At 67.5% G+C, this 14,347-nt stretch carries 14 protein-coding genes and 1 pseudogene; 9 read left to right on the top strand and 6 right to left on the bottom strand.

Annotated elements, in window-relative coordinates:
• Positions 1-35 precede the first annotated feature (35 nt).
• Positions 36-1,073: a 6-hydroxycyclohex-1-ene-1-carbonyl-CoA dehydrogenase gene (gene had / locus LAO51_00195; GenBank protein ID MBZ5637153.1), complete on the top strand. Its 1,038-nt coding sequence runs from the start codon at positions 36-38 to the stop codon at positions 1,071-1,073.
• A gap of 80 nt (positions 1,074-1,153) precedes the next feature.
• Here had and LAO51_00200 read toward each other — a convergent pair whose 3' ends face one another.
• The 5 genes from LAO51_00200 to LAO51_00220 form a co-directional block, all read right to left on the bottom strand.
• Positions 1,154-3,232, bottom strand: a complete 2,079-nt coding sequence (locus LAO51_00200) for an acetate--CoA ligase family protein (GenBank protein ID MBZ5637154.1) — start codon at positions 3,230-3,232, stop codon at positions 1,154-1,156.
• 73 nt (positions 3,233-3,305) lie between these two features.
• Positions 3,306-4,166: an acyl-CoA dehydratase activase gene (locus LAO51_00205; protein ID MBZ5637155.1), complete on the bottom strand. Its 861-nt coding sequence runs from the start codon at positions 4,164-4,166 to the stop codon at positions 3,306-3,308.
• Between the two features lie 23 nt (positions 4,167-4,189).
• The gene (locus LAO51_00210) at positions 4,190-5,434 is read right to left on the bottom strand and encodes a 2-hydroxyacyl-CoA dehydratase family protein (protein MBZ5637156.1); all 1,245 of its coding nucleotides are present in this window, start codon (positions 5,432-5,434) and stop codon (positions 4,190-4,192) included.
• A gap of 153 nt (positions 5,435-5,587) precedes the next feature.
• Positions 5,588-6,268: a response regulator transcription factor gene (locus LAO51_00215; protein ID MBZ5637157.1), complete on the bottom strand. Its 681-nt coding sequence runs from the start codon at positions 6,266-6,268 to the stop codon at positions 5,588-5,590.
• A 7-nt stretch (positions 6,269-6,275) separates the two neighbouring features.
• Positions 6,276-7,907 carry a HAMP domain-containing histidine kinase gene (locus LAO51_00220; GenBank protein MBZ5637158.1) on the bottom strand — a complete coding sequence of 544 codons (1,632 nt, stop codon included), beginning with the start codon at positions 7,905-7,907 and terminating at the stop codon, positions 6,276-6,278.
• A 292-nt stretch (positions 7,908-8,199) separates the two neighbouring features.
• Between LAO51_00220 and LAO51_00225 the strand changes: the two genes are divergently transcribed.
• The 4 genes from LAO51_00225 to LAO51_00240 all read left to right on the top strand — a co-directional run bounded on the left by LAO51_00225 (position 8,200) and on the right by LAO51_00240 (position 11,268).
• Positions 8,200-8,697, top strand: a complete 498-nt coding sequence (locus tag LAO51_00225; protein ID MBZ5637159.1) for a PDZ domain-containing protein — start codon at positions 8,200-8,202, stop codon at positions 8,695-8,697.
• 233 nt (positions 8,698-8,930) lie between these two features.
• Entirely contained in the window at positions 8,931-9,428 is a 498-nt protein-coding gene (locus tag LAO51_00230; protein ID MBZ5637160.1) for a PDZ domain-containing protein, read from the top strand.
• A gap of 56 nt (positions 9,429-9,484) precedes the next feature.
• On the top strand, positions 9,485-10,393 hold the full coding sequence (locus tag LAO51_00235) for an EamA family transporter (GenBank protein MBZ5637161.1): 909 nt from the start codon (positions 9,485-9,487) through the stop codon (positions 10,391-10,393).
• A 584-nt stretch (positions 10,394-10,977) separates the two neighbouring features.
• Entirely contained in the window at positions 10,978-11,268 is a 291-nt protein-coding gene (locus tag LAO51_00240) for a 3-deoxy-8-phosphooctulonate synthase (protein ID MBZ5637162.1), read from the top strand.
• A gap of 29 nt (positions 11,269-11,297) precedes the next feature.
• On the opposite strand, the gene LAO51_00245 is transcribed toward LAO51_00240, so the two are convergent.
• A complete protein-coding gene (locus LAO51_00245; GenBank protein ID MBZ5637163.1) occupies positions 11,298-11,435 on the bottom strand; it encodes a hypothetical protein in 138 nt (45 codons plus the stop codon).
• A gap of 335 nt (positions 11,436-11,770) precedes the next feature.
• Here LAO51_00245 and LAO51_00250 point away from each other — a divergent pair.
• The 4 genes and pseudogenes from LAO51_00250 (at position 11,771) to LAO51_00265 (ending at position 14,315) form a co-directional block, all read left to right on the top strand.
• Positions 11,771-12,846, top strand: a pseudogene (locus LAO51_00250) (IS3 family transposase).
• A gap of 397 nt (positions 12,847-13,243) precedes the next feature.
• Complete coding sequence (locus tag LAO51_00255; GenBank protein ID MBZ5637164.1) at positions 13,244-13,468, top strand: addiction module protein; 225 nt, start codon at positions 13,244-13,246, stop codon at positions 13,466-13,468.
• The gene (locus LAO51_00260) at positions 13,469-13,762 is read left to right on the top strand and encodes a type II toxin-antitoxin system RelE/ParE family toxin (protein MBZ5637165.1); all 294 of its coding nucleotides are present in this window, start codon (positions 13,469-13,471) and stop codon (positions 13,760-13,762) included.
• A gap of 133 nt (positions 13,763-13,895) precedes the next feature.
• Positions 13,896-14,315 (top strand): DUF3788 domain-containing protein, encoded by a 420-nt coding sequence (locus LAO51_00265; GenBank protein MBZ5637166.1) that lies wholly within the window; start codon positions 13,896-13,898, stop codon positions 14,313-14,315.
• Positions 14,316-14,347 lie beyond the last annotated feature (32 nt).

A 14,347-nucleotide genomic window follows, 5' to 3' on the forward strand; every position in this document is an offset into this window, starting at 1 on the left:
CGACCGGATCGGAATCGACGATCGACGCCTGGGCGATGACCGCCGCCGGCGCTCCGTTCGAGCGGCGCTCCCTTCCCCGACGCGACCCGGCGGCGGGCGAGGCCCTGGTCGAGGTCGCGGGCTGCGGAGTCTGCCACACCGACGTCTCGTTCCTGCACCACGGGGTGAAGACCCGGGCGGAGCTCCCGCTGGTCCTCGGCCACGAGATCAGCGGCGTCGTGGTGGACGCCGGCGACGGCGTCGATCGCGACTGGATCGGGAGGCCGGTGGTGGTTCCCGCGGTTCTCCCCTGCGGCGAGTGCGATCTCTGCCGCGCCGGGGCCCGGACGATCTGCCGCTCGCAGGTGATGCCCGGAAACGACCGCGACGGCGGATTCGCGTCCCACGTCGTGGTGCCCGCACGCTACCTCTGCCGCGTGAGCGAGAAGGTCCTCGAAGGTCACGAGCTGTGGGAGCTCGCGATCGTCTCCGACGCGGTCACCACCCCGTTCCAGGCGATCCGGCGCGCGGGCCTCGCGGCCTTGGACCTCGCGGTGTTCGTCGGGGCCGGCGGCATCGGGATCCACGGGGTCCAGATCGCCGCGGCGGCGGGGGCGAAGGTGATCGCGCTCGACGTGAACCCCGCGAAGCTCGAGGTCGCGCTGGCCTCCGGCGCCTCGGCCGCCGTGAACGTCTCGGGCCTGGCGATGAAGGACCTGCTCAAGCAGGTCCGTAGGGAGGCGGAGAAGATCGGCGCGCCCAAGCACCGGTGGAAGATCTTCGAGACCTCCGGAACCCGCCCCGGCCAGGAGACCGCGTTCGGGCTGATGGGGTTCGGCGCGGTGGTCGCGATCGTCGGCTTCACGATGGACCGCCTCGAGGTGCGCTTGAGCAACCTCATGGCGTACGACGCCACGCTCTCCGGCAATTGGGGGTGCGACCCGGTGCTCTATCCCGAGGTCCTCGATTGGATCGGCGCCGGCAGGATCCGCATCTCCCCCTTCGTCGAGAAGCACCCCCTCGCCGAGATCAACCGCGTGTTCGAGGCCGCCCACCGTGGCGAGCTGCTCAAGAGGGCCGTGCTGGTCCCGTGAGGCGACGGTAGTGCCCGAGCCAGCGAGCCGCGGCGCCTGGTGCGAGGCCGTGAGACATGGAGGGCTGCTGCTCGCGCCGCTCAGCGCACCCGCATCCGCACGTCCACCGCCGCGGGGGGCGTCCCCGTGGGATAGGCGAACACGGGGTTCAGGTCCAGCTCGGCGATCTCCGGGAAGTCGGCGACGAGCCTGGCCGTCCGCAGCAGCGCGTCCTCGAGCGCCGTAAGATCCACCCCCGCCTGGCCGCGCACGCCCAGGAGCACCGTGTATCCCTTGATCCCGCGCAGCATCTCGCGCGCCTCGGGCCGGCTGAGAGGCGCTACGGCCACGGTCACGTCCTTCATGACCTCGACGAGAATGCCGCCGAGGCCGAAGAGCACCAGACTGCCCAGGCCAGGGGCGGTCTTGGCCCCGATGATGACTTCCCTCCCCGGCCGCTTCTGCTCCATGAGCAGGAAGCTCGCGTCCGGGCCGGGGAACCGGGCCTTCATTTTCGCGAGCGCGTCGGACGCAGCCTTCAGGTCGTCGAGGTCGAGCACGACCCCGCCCGCGTCCGACTTGTGGACCACCGACGCCGCGTCCACCTTGAGCACGCACGGGAACCCCACCTCGGCGGTGGCCCGAGCGAGGTCCTTCTCGCTGCTCACGGCCGCGAACTTGGGCACCGGGATCCCGTACGCTCGGAGCACGGCGAAGGCGTCCGCCTGCGGCACGTAGGCGTCGTTTCCCCTGTGCTGATCGAGGATCGCGGCCGCCGCCGCGCGGTCCACGGCGAGCGCTTGAGGCGGCTCCACAGCGCGGCGGCGCACCTCGCCGTAGCGGGCCATCGCCGCGAGGACCCGCGCGCCGTCTTCGGGGAACTCGTACACCGGCAGCCCGCTCGAGCGGAGCTTCTCGATGAGGCCGTACCTTTCCGACGAGGTCTCCACCACGACCACCACGGGCTTCTGCGCCGCGTCGCACGCTTCCCGGATCCGGGTGGCGATGGCGTTCGTATCGGTGAAGGGCGCGGTCACGAAGAAGACCAGCACCATGTCGACGCTCTCCTCCCGGAGCAGCGTCTCCACGGCCACGTGGTAGTGATCGGCGTTGGCCGTGGCCACCACGTCGACGGGATTGCCCAAGCTGGCCTCGGCGTAGAGGCTCTCCCAGAGGCGCTTCTCGCCGGCCTCGGACCAGAGGGCCAGCTCGAGCCCTTGCTCCACCGACTCGTCCACGGCCTGGATACCGGGGCCGCCCGTGTTGGTGATGATACCGATCCTGCGGCCCTTCGGGATCTCCTGCACGGACATGGCCCCCGCGGTCTTGATCATCTCGTCCGTGTCGGTGAACTGGATGACACCCGCCTTCTTGAACAGCGCCCGGGCCATCATGGCCTGGTCCACGAGGGTCCCCGTGTGCGACGACACCGCCACCGAGCCCTCGAGGGTCCTTCCCGCCTTGATGGCCAGGACGGGCTTCTCCGGAGTGATCCGAGAGGCGGCTTCGAGGAAGGCCGCGGGGTCCTTGAAGCTCTCGATCTGCATCATGATCACGCGCGTCCCGGGGTCCTGGCCGTAGTAGGCGAGGATTTCGGGCATGGACACGTCGCACTCGTTCCCGTACGAGCAGTACATGCGGTGCCCGAGGCCGACGTTGTGCAGGTGGAGCTTGAGCATCTCGCCCATGCCCCCGCCCTGGGCGACCATGGAGATGTTGCCCGGCTTCATGGGGACGAACGTGAAGTTGGCGTAGACCGACACCTCGGGGTCGGCGTTCTGAATGCCCTGGCTGTTGGGGCCGAAGATGCGCATCCCGTAGGAGTGGGCCAGCTCGACCATCGCCCGCTCGCGCTTCGCGCCCTCCTCGCCGACTTCCTTGAACCCGGCGGTGTGGACGATGGCGAACTTGACCCCCTTCTCGCCGCAGTCCTTGATCACGGCCGGAACCAGGTTGTAGTTGACCGAGATGTTCACGAGATCGATCCGGTCGGGAACGTCGAGGACCGACTTGAAGCACCTGAAGCAGCGGATGCTTCGCTCCTTCGGGTTGATCGGGTAGATGGGCCCCTTGAAGCCGTAGGCGGCCAGGTTCCTGATCACGATGTGGCCGATGGAGTGGGGGTTGTTCGAGGCGCCCACGATGGCGACCGATCCGGGCTTGAACAGTCCGTCCAGCATGTTGTGCTCCCTTTCGGCGCGCGTCAACGCGGACCGCGCCTCGGGACACGTCTCGCGTGTCGGGTCCGACCGGTCACGTCGCCCGGGCCTCGGAGAGCGCCGCTTGCCGGCGGACGAGGAGCGCCGCCCCCAGGGCGCCGACGAACTGGGGGTGCGGGGGAACCAGTACGTCGCGGCCGATCTTCTCGCTCAAGATCGCGGCGATGCTCGGGTTGTGGTCGACCACGCCGCCGGTCAAGAGCACGTCGCCGTCGAGGGGCGCCATCTCGAGGACCCTCGCTACGACCGACTGGAAGGCGCCGCGAACGATCCGGGCCACCGGCTCGCCCGCGCGCAGGTGAGCGAGGATCTCGGTCTTGGCGAAGACGGTGCAGAAGCTGCTGAGCTTCACCGCCTGGTCGGTGCTCGCGGCCAAGACGTCCAGCTCCTCGAGCGGCAGGCCGAGCCGCAGTGCGATCTCCTCGATGAAGGCTCCCGTGCCGGCGGCGCACTTGCGGTTCATGCGGAAGTCGGCGCGCTGGCCCACGGCCGTGATGCGGATCACCTTGTTGTCCTGGCCGCCGATGTCCACCACGGTCATGGCGTGGGGGTGAAAGTGGAACCCGCCGATCCCGTGACAGTGGATCTCGGTGGCGGAGCCCTGGGCGAAGTCGACGTTTCTGCGGCCGTACCCCGTGGCCAGCGTGCGGACGATGTCCGCGGGAGCCGCCCCGGCCTCTTCGAGCGCGGCCGCGAGGCAGCGATGGGCGGTGTTCGAGTAGTCGACACCCGAGGGAAGGACGGCGCGGGCCACGATCTCGGAGCCCGGGTCCGCGGCCGGCGATGCCGCCGTGATGAGCACGAGCTTCGTGGCCGAGGCCCCGATGTCCACACCGCAATACAGGGACCGTGGGACGCCCTGCTCGCTCTTCGGGTTCGAAGGTCGATCCGTCATCGGCCCGTGGCCTCCGAGGCTCCTCAGGCCCGCTCGCCGAGCTGCTCGACCAGGGCCTCGAACTGGGTCTTCGTCTGCTCCTCGGAGTAGAGGCGCAGGTCGTTCAGGTCGCCGTGGATGACGACGAACGGGATGCCCAGCTTCTTCGCGAGCCGCTCCGGCATGCCGTAACGATTGTTGGAGTTGTTGGGGCACGTCTTGGCGTCGTGATAGATGATGCCGTCGATGAGGTAGTCGCGCGCCATGCCGCTCAAGTAGTGTTCCTTGAAGGCCTCCGATCGAACGATGAACAGCTCCGAGTACGCGCCGGCCATGCCTTCGAAGGGATCCGCCTCGGCCAGCGCCTCGAAGATCCAGCTGTTGCAGTAGGTCGAGGCGACGACGCAGGCTCGGTGGCCGGCGAAGATCTCGGCGTGCTCGCGGATCTTGCCCCAGACCGGCATCCCCTCCCAGTACAACCGGTGGGCCTCGCCGTCCACCGCCCCGACGCGCTGGGCGATCCTCTCCTCGAGCTCGGCGATGAGGACGTCGTAGTAAAGGACCGCCCGCTCGTCGCCCCGGAGCACCACCGCCGGGCCCATGTGGATGGTGCCGTCGAAGAAGGTGATCGGCGAGGGGTCGTGCTCGGCCAGGCGAAGGACCCTCTTCCATCGCTGGGTGCAGCGGTAGCTCGAGGCCACGACCTCCTTGAGCCGGTCGATGTCGAACTTCTTCCCGGAGACCCGCTCGAGGATGGGAAGGAGGGCCTTGTGCTGGGCGACGAGCGAGTCGCGGTGGTCCCGGGTGATCTCTCCGAGGCCGCGCATGGTGTCGATCCCGGCCATCGGCACGCCCCAGTGCCGCTGGTAGAAGGCGAACCAGTCCTGCACGTCGCGGCACTGGTTGGTGTTGAAGACCAGGACATCCGGCTTCGGCACGGAGGCCATGCCGAAGGCCTTGGTCAGCGGGGTGTGGCCTCGCAGGAAGGAGCCCACGTCGCTGGTCAGGTAGGAGCAGATGTCGGGCGAGTACCCGATGGCGTTGGCCGCGGGAATGACGTCCGAGGCGACTCGGGACGAACCGAGCAGCGCGCCGTGGTTCTCGGGGAAGTAGACGCGGAAACCGAAGCTGCGCAGCAGCTCCGCGGGTCCCACGCTCGTGCACCAGGCGACCTTGGTCGAGCCGGTCCGTGACGCTTCATCCAGCTCCTTGAAGTAAGCGGCCATGACCTCCCGCATCGGCCCGGTTGCACGGATCTTCTTGATGGCTCCCGCCTGCTCCTGCGCCATGCCGCCCTCCGCCCAATGAAAACGGCCCGCTCTCGAACGCCCGCGCGCATTTCATTATCCACCGAGTGGGGACGTTCGCCTAACCCCGGTCCCTGGAGCAGCTTCACGACCCTGGCCCGCGGTCGATCCCAGCAGGCCCGCCCCGCCCGCGCGTCAGCTCGCGAATTTGTAGCCGATGCCGTGGACCGTCAGGATGTGGCGCGGGTCGTCGGGTCGGTCCTCGAGCTTGCGCCGCAGCTTGGCGACGTGGACGTCCACCGTGCGGCTCAGCGTGTTCCCCTCGTACGACCAGACGGCGGCGAGCAGACGCTCGCGGGTCAGCACGTCGCCGCGGTGCGCGACGAGGTACTCGAGAAGGCGCAGCTCGCGCGCGGAGATCTCGACCCTCCGCCCGGCCTTCAGGACCTCGCACTTCGCGAAGTCCGCCTCGACGTCGCCGAAACGGAAGACGACGTCGCGCTTCGACGCTCCCCCGGCGCGGCGGAGGACCGCCTCGACGCGGGCCGTGAGCTCCATGAAGCTGAACGGCTTCGTCACGTAGTCGTCGGCTCCGGACTTGAGCCCGAGGACGCGGTCGATCTCCTGGCCGCGCGCGGTCAGCATGATGATCGGCACCGTGTTCCCCGCGGCACGGAGCCGCGTGCAGACGTCGACACCGCTCAGCTTCGGGAGCATCACGTCGAGGAGCACGACGTCGGGCGCCCCCTCCGAAGCGAGCTTGAGCCCCGCGGCGCCGTCCCTCGCGACGGCCACGGCGTACCCCTCGTACTCGAAGCCGTCGCGCAGCGCCGTCCCGAGCGGCGCGTCGTCCTCGACGATCAGGATCTTGGGCATGGGGCACCTATCCCTTGGCCGGTCCGTCCGGAACCCCGGCGACCGGAATCCGGATCGTGAACACGCTTCCGCGCCCCGGCCGGCTCGACACCTCGACGCGCCCGCCGTGGGCCTCCACGACGTGACGCACGATCGAGAGCCCGAGGCCGCTCCCGCGCACGTCGTGCACGAGCCCGGTGCTCACCCGGTGGAACCGCTCGAAGATCCGCTCCTGCTCGCTCTCGGGGATACCGATCCCCCGGTCCTCGACCGAGATCGCGATCTCCCCGTCCCGGTGCGTAAGGCGCACGCCGACCCAGCGGGAGTCGCCGGAGTAGCGCACGGCGTTCTCGACGAGGTTGTGGATCGCCCGCCCGAGCGCGTCGGGGTCGATCCGCGCCGCCGGCAGCGGCTCCTCCGGCTCGTCGAGCTCGAGGTCGAATCCCTCGTGGAGGAGCCGCACCCGGAATGCGGCGAGCGTCGCGGCGAGCACCTTCCCGACGTCGCCGGGGGCGAAGGCGTAGGCCTTCCGTCCCGACTCGATGCTCGAGAGGTCGAGCACGTTGTTGACGAGGTTCGTGAGCCTCAGGCTCTCCGCCTCGATGTGCTCGCCGTACTCGCGGGCCTTCTCGGGGGCCGCCGCGCGCCCGCGTCTCAAGTGCTCCGCGAAGACGCGGATCGACGCAAGCGGCGTCTTGAGCTCGTGCGTGACGTTCGAGACGAATTCCGACTTCATCCGGGCGAGCTTCACCTCGCGCGCGGTCGCACGGAGCGCCAGCACGAGCCCGCCCGCCATGAGCGCCGCGACGAGGACGGACAGCGTCAGGTTGAAGCCGAAGTTGACGCGGGCGAGCTTCTCGGGCGTCAGCGTCCGGCTGCGGACCCCGAGGCTGTGGTCGGTGAAGACGAACGGGATCGGCCTCGTGAGGTCGGCCCGGCCGTCCCCGCCGGGGTCGGTCGTGAACCGGAGAGCGCCGCTCCCGTCTCGGACCGACACGACCACCGCGTCGCCGCCGTCCGGAAAGTACCGGGGAAGGCACGAGCGAACGGCGTTCGGAAGGAGGCGCGAGGTGAAGTAGTCGCCGTCGAGGATCAGGCCGGCGACGCCGACGATCCGGGACGTCGCGTCGGTGATCGGGTTCAAGATCACCCGGTTCGCGGGGTCCCGCTCCTCGACGACGAGCCGCGGCGTGTCCAACGCGATCGCCTTCTCCCGCAGCAGCTTCCATGGGGTGCACGCGACCGTGACGGCGCGCGTCTCGTCCGACGCGGGAGCCAGCGTCATCGTCCCCGTCTCGGGGTCGTAGAAGAGGACCGTTCCCCAGTCGGCGTCGCCGAAGCGCACCACGAACAGTCGCTTCGCCCCCTCGAGGTCTTTGCGCCGGAAGTACGCCGCCGCCCGGCCGACGTCGTCCCGCGCGAAGTACGACGCGGGCACGTCGAGCGTGCGCTCGGCGGCCGGCCCGTAGGTGTAGAGCACCTCGGTCGCGACGGCGTCGAGAAATCCGGAGAGGACCGCGTTGCCCGCGAGGAGCGACGCCCGCTCGAGCCGGACGAGCGACGCGACCTGGAGCGCCAGGACCAGGACGAGGGCGAGGAACGCCGCGAGAAACCCGGTCCAGGCGGCCCGACGCCCCGGAGGATCTCCTCGTTTCGACAACGCACGCACCCCGCGTGGAGAGCCGGATCGCCGGCGCCCGAGGGAGGAACCCCGGCGGGATCCGGCGGATCCCGCCGCAATATACCCCGCGACGGGGGCGAGCGTTCCGTCCCGAGCGCGGGCGTTTACGAGCCGTTGACATCGTCAACAAGTTTTTACGTAGCCGCGGAGTCGTTTACAGCGCTCGCAGGTAACTTCATCGAGTGCGAAACATCTCGCAATGCGCTTCGGATGCCGAATGGGCGGCGGCCGACGCGCACCGCGGTCCCGGGTCGCGATGGGAGGAAGATCGATGAGAACCCGCCAGTGGCTTTGGCTTTCCCTCGGCGCGCTCCTCGCGCTCGCGTTCGTCGCCATCCCCGCCGTTGCCGGCGGCATGGATCACAAGTGCAAGTACGACACTCAGGCCTGTCTGAACCACATGGTCTCGAGCATGAAGGACCGTGGCTGGGTCGGGCTCGAGCTCACCGACGAAGAGGCGAACAAACCTCTCACGGTGACGCGCGTCGTGCCGGGGAGCCCTGCCGAAGCCGCCGGGTTCCGTGCCGGCGACACGCTCGTCTCCGTCAACGGCGTGAAGTTCGCCGACAACACCGAAGGGAAGTGCGTGACGTGCGAGGCGACGAAGAACGACTGGACCCCCGGCCGGAAGGTCCGTTACGTCGTCAGTCGGAGCGGCGGCGAGCTGACCCTCGAGCCCACCCTCGCCGCGATCCCCAGCGACGTGATGGCGCAGTGGATCGGGGCGCACATGATCGAGCACGCAGAGGTCGAGGTGGCCAAGAAGTAGCGTCCTCCGCAGGTATCCCGGGAGACGGCGGGGCCGGGACGCGATCGTGCCGGCCTCGCCCGCCTCGGGCTCCTGCCCCGGGGGCTAACCGTTTCGCCACGTCCGAGGCGGGCTTCAGTTTCCTCGTTGCGGCCTCGAGCCCCTCCTCGCGGTACAATTCCCTCGCACGACCGCATCGAGGCACGGTCCCACCGGCGCGTCGCGCGCCGGCGGCGCCGGGAGGGTGCCGCGTCATGACACGTCGTCCCGTGAGGCTCGTAGCGCTCGTCGCTCTCGTCGCGCTGGCCGCGCCCTTCGCCGCCTTGGGGGCGGCGGGCAAGTCGTACAAGTGCTCGCACGATACGCAGACCTGCCTGAACCTCATGGTCGCGAAGCTCAAGACGAGCGGCTGGCTCGGGATCGAGTACGACGACAGCAAGGGGACGAAGGCGTTCCGGGTCACGAAAGTCGTGTCGGGGAGCCCCGCCGAGTCGGCGGGATTCCGGCCGGGCGATGTCCTCGTCTCCGTCAACGGAACGAAGTTCGCCGACAACACCGAGGACCGCTGCGTCACCTGCGAGCGCACGAAGGACGTCTGGAAGCCGGGCTCGAAGATCGAGTACGTCGTGACCCGCGGCGGGAGCGAGGTCCGGCTCAGCGCGACGCTCGCCGCGCTTCCCCCCGACGTGATGGCGATGATGATCGGCATGCACATGATCGAGCACGCCCGCCCGGAGGCCGCGGAGAAGTGACCGGGCGACGGTCCCGGCTTGACATCGCTGCACCCCGCGACCACAGTGTCTCCCCCGTGCGCACCCTGCGACTTGCCTCGCGCGATCTCCCCCTGGCCGGCCTCGTCCACCTCGGGGTCATCTACCTGGTCTGGGGGAGCACCTACTTGGCCATCCGGGTCGCCGTGCGCGGCGACGCGGGCTTCGCACCGTTCACCCTGGGCGCGCTCCGCGTGATTCCGGGCGGGATCCTCCTGCTCCTGTGGGCCGCGGCGCGGCGGGAGCGGATCCGCCCCACGCGCGACGAGGCGGCTCTCCTCCTGGCGACGGGCTTGCTCATGTGGCTGGGCGGAAACGGCCTGGTGAACTGGGCGGAGCAACGCCTGGACTCGGGCTACACGGCGTTGCTCATCGGCACGACGCCTCTCTGGGTCGCGGCCATGGAGGCTCTCCTCGATCGCCGGGTCCCCTCGCCGCGGTTCGTGGGCTCGCTCCTCGTCGGCTTCGCCGGACTGGCCACGCTCACGCTTCCCGTGCTCCGCGCGGGTTCGCGCGGAGACGCCTGGGCCACGGCGGGGCTCGTTCTCGCGCCGATCTCCTGGGGGGCGGGGACGATTCTCTATCACCGCCGCCCCCTGAAGCTCTCTCCCAGGGTGACGTCCGGGTTTCAGCAGGCGTTCGCAGGGATCGGTTTCGCGGTCACCGCGCGAGTCTTCGGCGAGAGACCTCCGCCGGCACTGGCGGCGAGGGAGGCGTGGTTGGCGTGGGGGTATCTCACCCTCTTCGGGTCGGTCCTGGCCTTCACCTCGTACCTGCGAGCGCTGCGCGCGCTCCCGACCAGCATCGTGACCACCTACGCCTACGTGAACCCGGTCGTGGCGGTTTTCCTCGGCTGGTTCCTGCTGCACGAGCCGGTCACGCCGTGGACCCTGGGGGGCACCGCGCTCATCCTCGCGGGTGTGGCCGGCGTTTTCGCGAATCGCTGAGAGGATCCATACGCGAGTTCCCTGGCCGCCACGGGGACGGGTTCGCCTCCGGGGGGACGAGGCATTCAAGCTATCGCCTGGAAGACTAGCGCCGGATCCTCGTCCCGTCGGTTCGGAGCCAAGCGGTGAAAATACCATCGGAAGGGTGTCCAGGCTGGCGTGCCGCTCGTGTTTGCCTCAAGCGGGAGCGGCGCGGCAACTCCACAGCACGCACCGTGCTGCAGCGGCAGAATCTCGCGACTTCGCTTGCATTAGCAGTAGGTTGGGCGTAGACATCGTGCAGCGAGGCTGCGGTTGGAGGACGAAGGGACTGCCGCCCCGGCCGTAGAGGTTCGAGCCATGCCAGCGGACGACAGAAGTTCGCATAAAACGATAAAGGTGACCGGCCTTACCCATAAGAGAGTTCGGCCGAATACAAGTTAGCCAGTCTGAAGGCGGCGAAGATGTATGAACGCAAGGGCCCAAATGGGGAGCCGATCCTGACGGATCCTGACGCAGAATCCACGAGTCCAGTCCTCCCAGCGTTTCTAGCCAGGCCAAACGGCGCACCTGTCTATCATGGTTTCCCGATAGTTGAAGAAACGATGACCGACAACTGGCGGTACGGGGCGATCACTGCCTTTCAGGGTTTGAATCCGCGCGTGGCAGGCGATGGGTTTGTCGTCGCACCGGACAACAGTCGAGCCGGGTTGGTGTGGTCGGTGGGTAGCTTTCCGACCGAAGTCATCAGCGAGCCAACCCCGGAAAGGTGGGGCGTGTATTCGATTGCGTTTCCTCGGGCGGTCTCGACTATCGAAGACCTGGTCGCTTGCTTTCGTCACGTCTTGCCGGAGCTGAAATCGATCTATGGGAAGATCCACGGGCACGCTGGCTAACAGCCGCATCAACGCGACGGTCCTTGCGGTCACGCGCCTTGCGTGCGCAAGGCGCGCGCCCACACGGCCCGCGCGTTATGCGTGGCGTTAGACAGCGTGAGAAAGACCTTGAGAAGATCGGCGATCGTAGTCCTCGTGATATTGTCGATGGTGCTCGTGAACTGCATCCACCGTCAGCCCTTCTGCAAAGACGATCGCGATGAGTTTCCTGCCTCTTCCTTTTCGTTGACGGTAGTCCCGAGCAGCACAACGTTGACGATCGGCAGTACCGTTCCATTGACGTACGAATTGACCAACACGTGGTCCCACGCGGTTTCCGCATGCGCGGACGGTTGGGACAACTACCATTTCACGCGGCCGGATGGTCGGAATCGGGGGAGGATCTCCGCTACATCCGATGGGATTGCTCTGGACGATATCGTTCGTTTTGACCTGCCCCCCGAAAACTGAGCCGTTTTGAATGAGAGTCCTCCAGGGGTATAAGGCCCCGCAGGAGGACGGGATGAAGCGGTCGAGGTTCACGGAAGAGCAGATCATCGGGATCCTGAAAGAGGTCGAGGGCGGACGGAAGATTCGCGAAGCGTGCCGGGCCCACGGCGTCAGCGAGCAGACGTACCACCGATGGAAGGCCAAGTACGGTGGCCTCGGGATCAGCGAGGCGCGACGGATCAAGCAGCTCGAGGAGGAGAATCGGCGGCTCAAGAAGCTCGTTGCCGACCTCTCCCTCGACAACCAGGCGCTCAAGGACATCGTCTCCCGAAAGTGGTGAAGCCCGCCGCGCGGCGTGAGGTCGTCCGCTACACGATGGCGACCCACGAGTTCAGCCAGAGACGCGCGTGCGGGCTGATTCGAATGAGCCGTAGCAGCTTTGCGTACTCGAGCCAGAGACGACCCGACGAGGAGATGCGGGAGCGGCTTCGCACGTTGGCCGGCCAGCGTCCGCGGTACGGATACCGACGACTTCATGTCCTGATGGGTCGTGAGGGGCACGTGGTCAACCACAAGCGTCTGTACAGGATCTATCGCGAGGAAGGGCTCGCGGTACGGCGGCGACGGCGCAAGCGCCTGGCGGCGTCGGCCAGGCAGCCGATGACCACGCCATCGCAGGTGAACGAGCGGTGGTCGATGGACTTCACCTCCGACACGCTGGCCGATGGGCGAGCGTTCCGGACGTTCAACGTAGTGGACGACTTCTCGAGGGAGTGCCTGGTGCTGGAAGTGGACACGTCCCTTCCCGGAGTTCGTGTTGTTCGAGTGCTGGAGCGGCTGGTGGCGGCGCGAAGTTGCCCCAAGGCGATCGTGATCGACAATGGACCCGAGTTCACGGGGAAGGCGCTCGACGCGTGGGCTTACCGGCGAGGCGTGCAGCTGCAGTTCATTCGACCCGGCAAGCCGGTCGAGAATGCGTTCATCGAGAGCTTCAACGGGAAGTTCCGCGACGAGTGCCTGAACGAGCACTGGTTCACCGGCCTCAACGACGCCCGATTCACCATCGAGACCTGGAGGCGGGACTACAATCTGGTGCGACCTCATAGCTCTCTGGGCGACTTGACGCCCACCGAGTTCGCGCGGCGATCTGCAGGTCTACGGTCGGCTCCGCCTCCCTCCGACCCGCAGATCGCGAAGAAGGAAACCATCAACGGACTCCCACTCTAAACGGCCAGAATCGGGGGGCAGGTCAGTTTGGCTCCGGGATCCACGCTGCGATGGACGCGGGACATTACGGTCCCCGACATCGGCGACGGGCCGGCGACAGTCCGCGGAGTATTCCGCTCAGGTTGCGGATTGTGGACCGGCGCGGTCTAGTCCCAACCCGTACCGGTCACTCTCGTGAAATCGTCCGAATGACGTATGAAACGCTCAACACGCTGTCTAACAAGTCGTTCCAGGCGGCGGTCCGCCACGCGGCCCGCCGCTGAACGCACTCGTTGGGCCGACAGACGCCAGACCACGGGACCGTGGTAAGGTGCTGGGTATGAGCAACGAGGAAATCGAGGCCGAAGCCCTGAAGCTGGATCCAAAGGCAAGGGCACGGTTGGCCGAGAAGCTCCTAGAGAGCCTCGAAGCACTGTCGGATCGCGAGAATGAGCGGCTCTGGGCGGAAGAGGCCGACCGACGGGATGCCGAGTGGGACACGGCGCCGGGTGGCGCGCGTTCGGCGACCGATGTGCTTCGTGACGCTCGGGCCAAGCTGAAGTGAATGGCTCCTCGCGATTTTCATCGTCTCGCGGACCGGGAGCTAAACGAGGCGGCGAAATATTACGAGATTGAAGGTTCGGGGCTGGGGTTCTCGTTCCTCAAGGAGGTCGAGCGGTGCTTGCAGTTGATCGCCGACCATCCCGATGCCGGGACGATCCTCCGGGGTTCCGTTCGTCGTCGCCTTCTTCGCAGGTTTCCCTACGCGCTTCTCTACAAGGTCAAGCCAACGGGTATCCGGGTTCTGGCGGTCATGAATCTCAAGCGCCGTCCCACGTACTGGGTTGGCCGAGAGTAACAAGTCGGCAGCGGCCCAACGCGCTGCAGCGGCCGGTCTCGCGTGTCACGGCCCTTGTTGAGAAGCGCAAGGGCCGCGCCACGCGACCCCGCCGCTGAACCGGAGCGTCGGACGGACAGAGCTGAGAGGACGCATGTCGCCGAGCGCATTCCTTGACCGCGGTTCCCCACCCAGTGAACGGGCACTCGAAGCAATTCTGGGCAAGGGGAATGGCCTGTGGGCTGAGCTACGGGCTGATCTGTCCTCCGAATTCGCTCCGCTGAACGAGAAGTGGAGCTTCTCGGGAAAGTCCCACGGTTGGATTCTCCGGCTCCGGCAGAAGCGGAGGACGGTACTGTACATGGTGCCCTGTCCAGGGTACTTCGTGGCGTCGTTCGCGCTCGGCGAGAAGGCCTGCCAGGCAGCACGAGGAAGCGGACTTCCAGCGCGGGTACTCGAGATCATCCAGCATGGGCCCAAGTACCCCGAGGGCCGGGGCGTGCGGCTCGAGGTGCGCACCAAGAAGGACCTTGCGAACGTCGAAGAGCTGGCATCGATCAAGATGGCGGACTGAAAGGTCAAGAAGTTCGTGACCGAGGCGAACGA

The organism is Terriglobia bacterium (assembly GCA_020073205.1).
Lineage (GTDB): Bacteria > Acidobacteriota > Polarisedimenticolia > Polarisedimenticolales > JAIQFR01 > JAIQFR01.

What these genes read in the sequence shown, in the direction of transcription:
- LAO51_00215 (MBZ5637157.1), bottom strand. Translation starts at nt 6,268, where the DNA reads ATGCCCAAGATCCTGATCGTCGAGGACGACGCGCCGCTCGGGACGGCG.
- LAO51_00200 (MBZ5637154.1), bottom strand. Translation starts at nt 3,232, where the DNA reads ATGCTGGACGGACTGTTCAAGCCCGGATCGGTCGCCATCGTGGGCGCC.
- LAO51_00210 (MBZ5637156.1), bottom strand. Translation starts at nt 5,434, where the DNA reads ATGGCGCAGGAGCAGGCGGGAGCCATCAAGAAGATCCGTGCAACCGGG.
- LAO51_00225 (MBZ5637159.1), top strand. Translation starts at nt 8,200, where the DNA reads ATGAGAACCCGCCAGTGGCTTTGGCTTTCCCTCGGCGCGCTCCTCGCG.
- LAO51_00265 (MBZ5637166.1), top strand. Translation starts at nt 13,896, where the DNA reads ATGTCGCCGAGCGCATTCCTTGACCGCGGTTCCCCACCCAGTGAACGG.
- LAO51_00230 (MBZ5637160.1), top strand. Translation starts at nt 8,931, where the DNA reads ATGACACGTCGTCCCGTGAGGCTCGTAGCGCTCGTCGCTCTCGTCGCG.
- LAO51_00240 (MBZ5637162.1), top strand. Translation starts at nt 10,978, where the DNA reads ATGACCGACAACTGGCGGTACGGGGCGATCACTGCCTTTCAGGGTTTG.
- LAO51_00245 (MBZ5637163.1), bottom strand. Translation starts at nt 11,435, where the DNA reads ATGCAGTTCACGAGCACCATCGACAATATCACGAGGACTACGATCGCC.
- LAO51_00255 (MBZ5637164.1), top strand. Translation starts at nt 13,244, where the DNA reads ATGAGCAACGAGGAAATCGAGGCCGAAGCCCTGAAGCTGGATCCAAAG.
- LAO51_00260 (MBZ5637165.1), top strand. Translation starts at nt 13,469, where the DNA reads ATGGCTCCTCGCGATTTTCATCGTCTCGCGGACCGGGAGCTAAACGAG.
- LAO51_00205 (MBZ5637155.1), bottom strand. Translation starts at nt 4,166, where the DNA reads ATGACGGATCGACCTTCGAACCCGAAGAGCGAGCAGGGCGTCCCACGG.
- had (MBZ5637153.1), top strand. Translation starts at nt 36, where the DNA reads ATGACCGCCGCCGGCGCTCCGTTCGAGCGGCGCTCCCTTCCCCGACGC.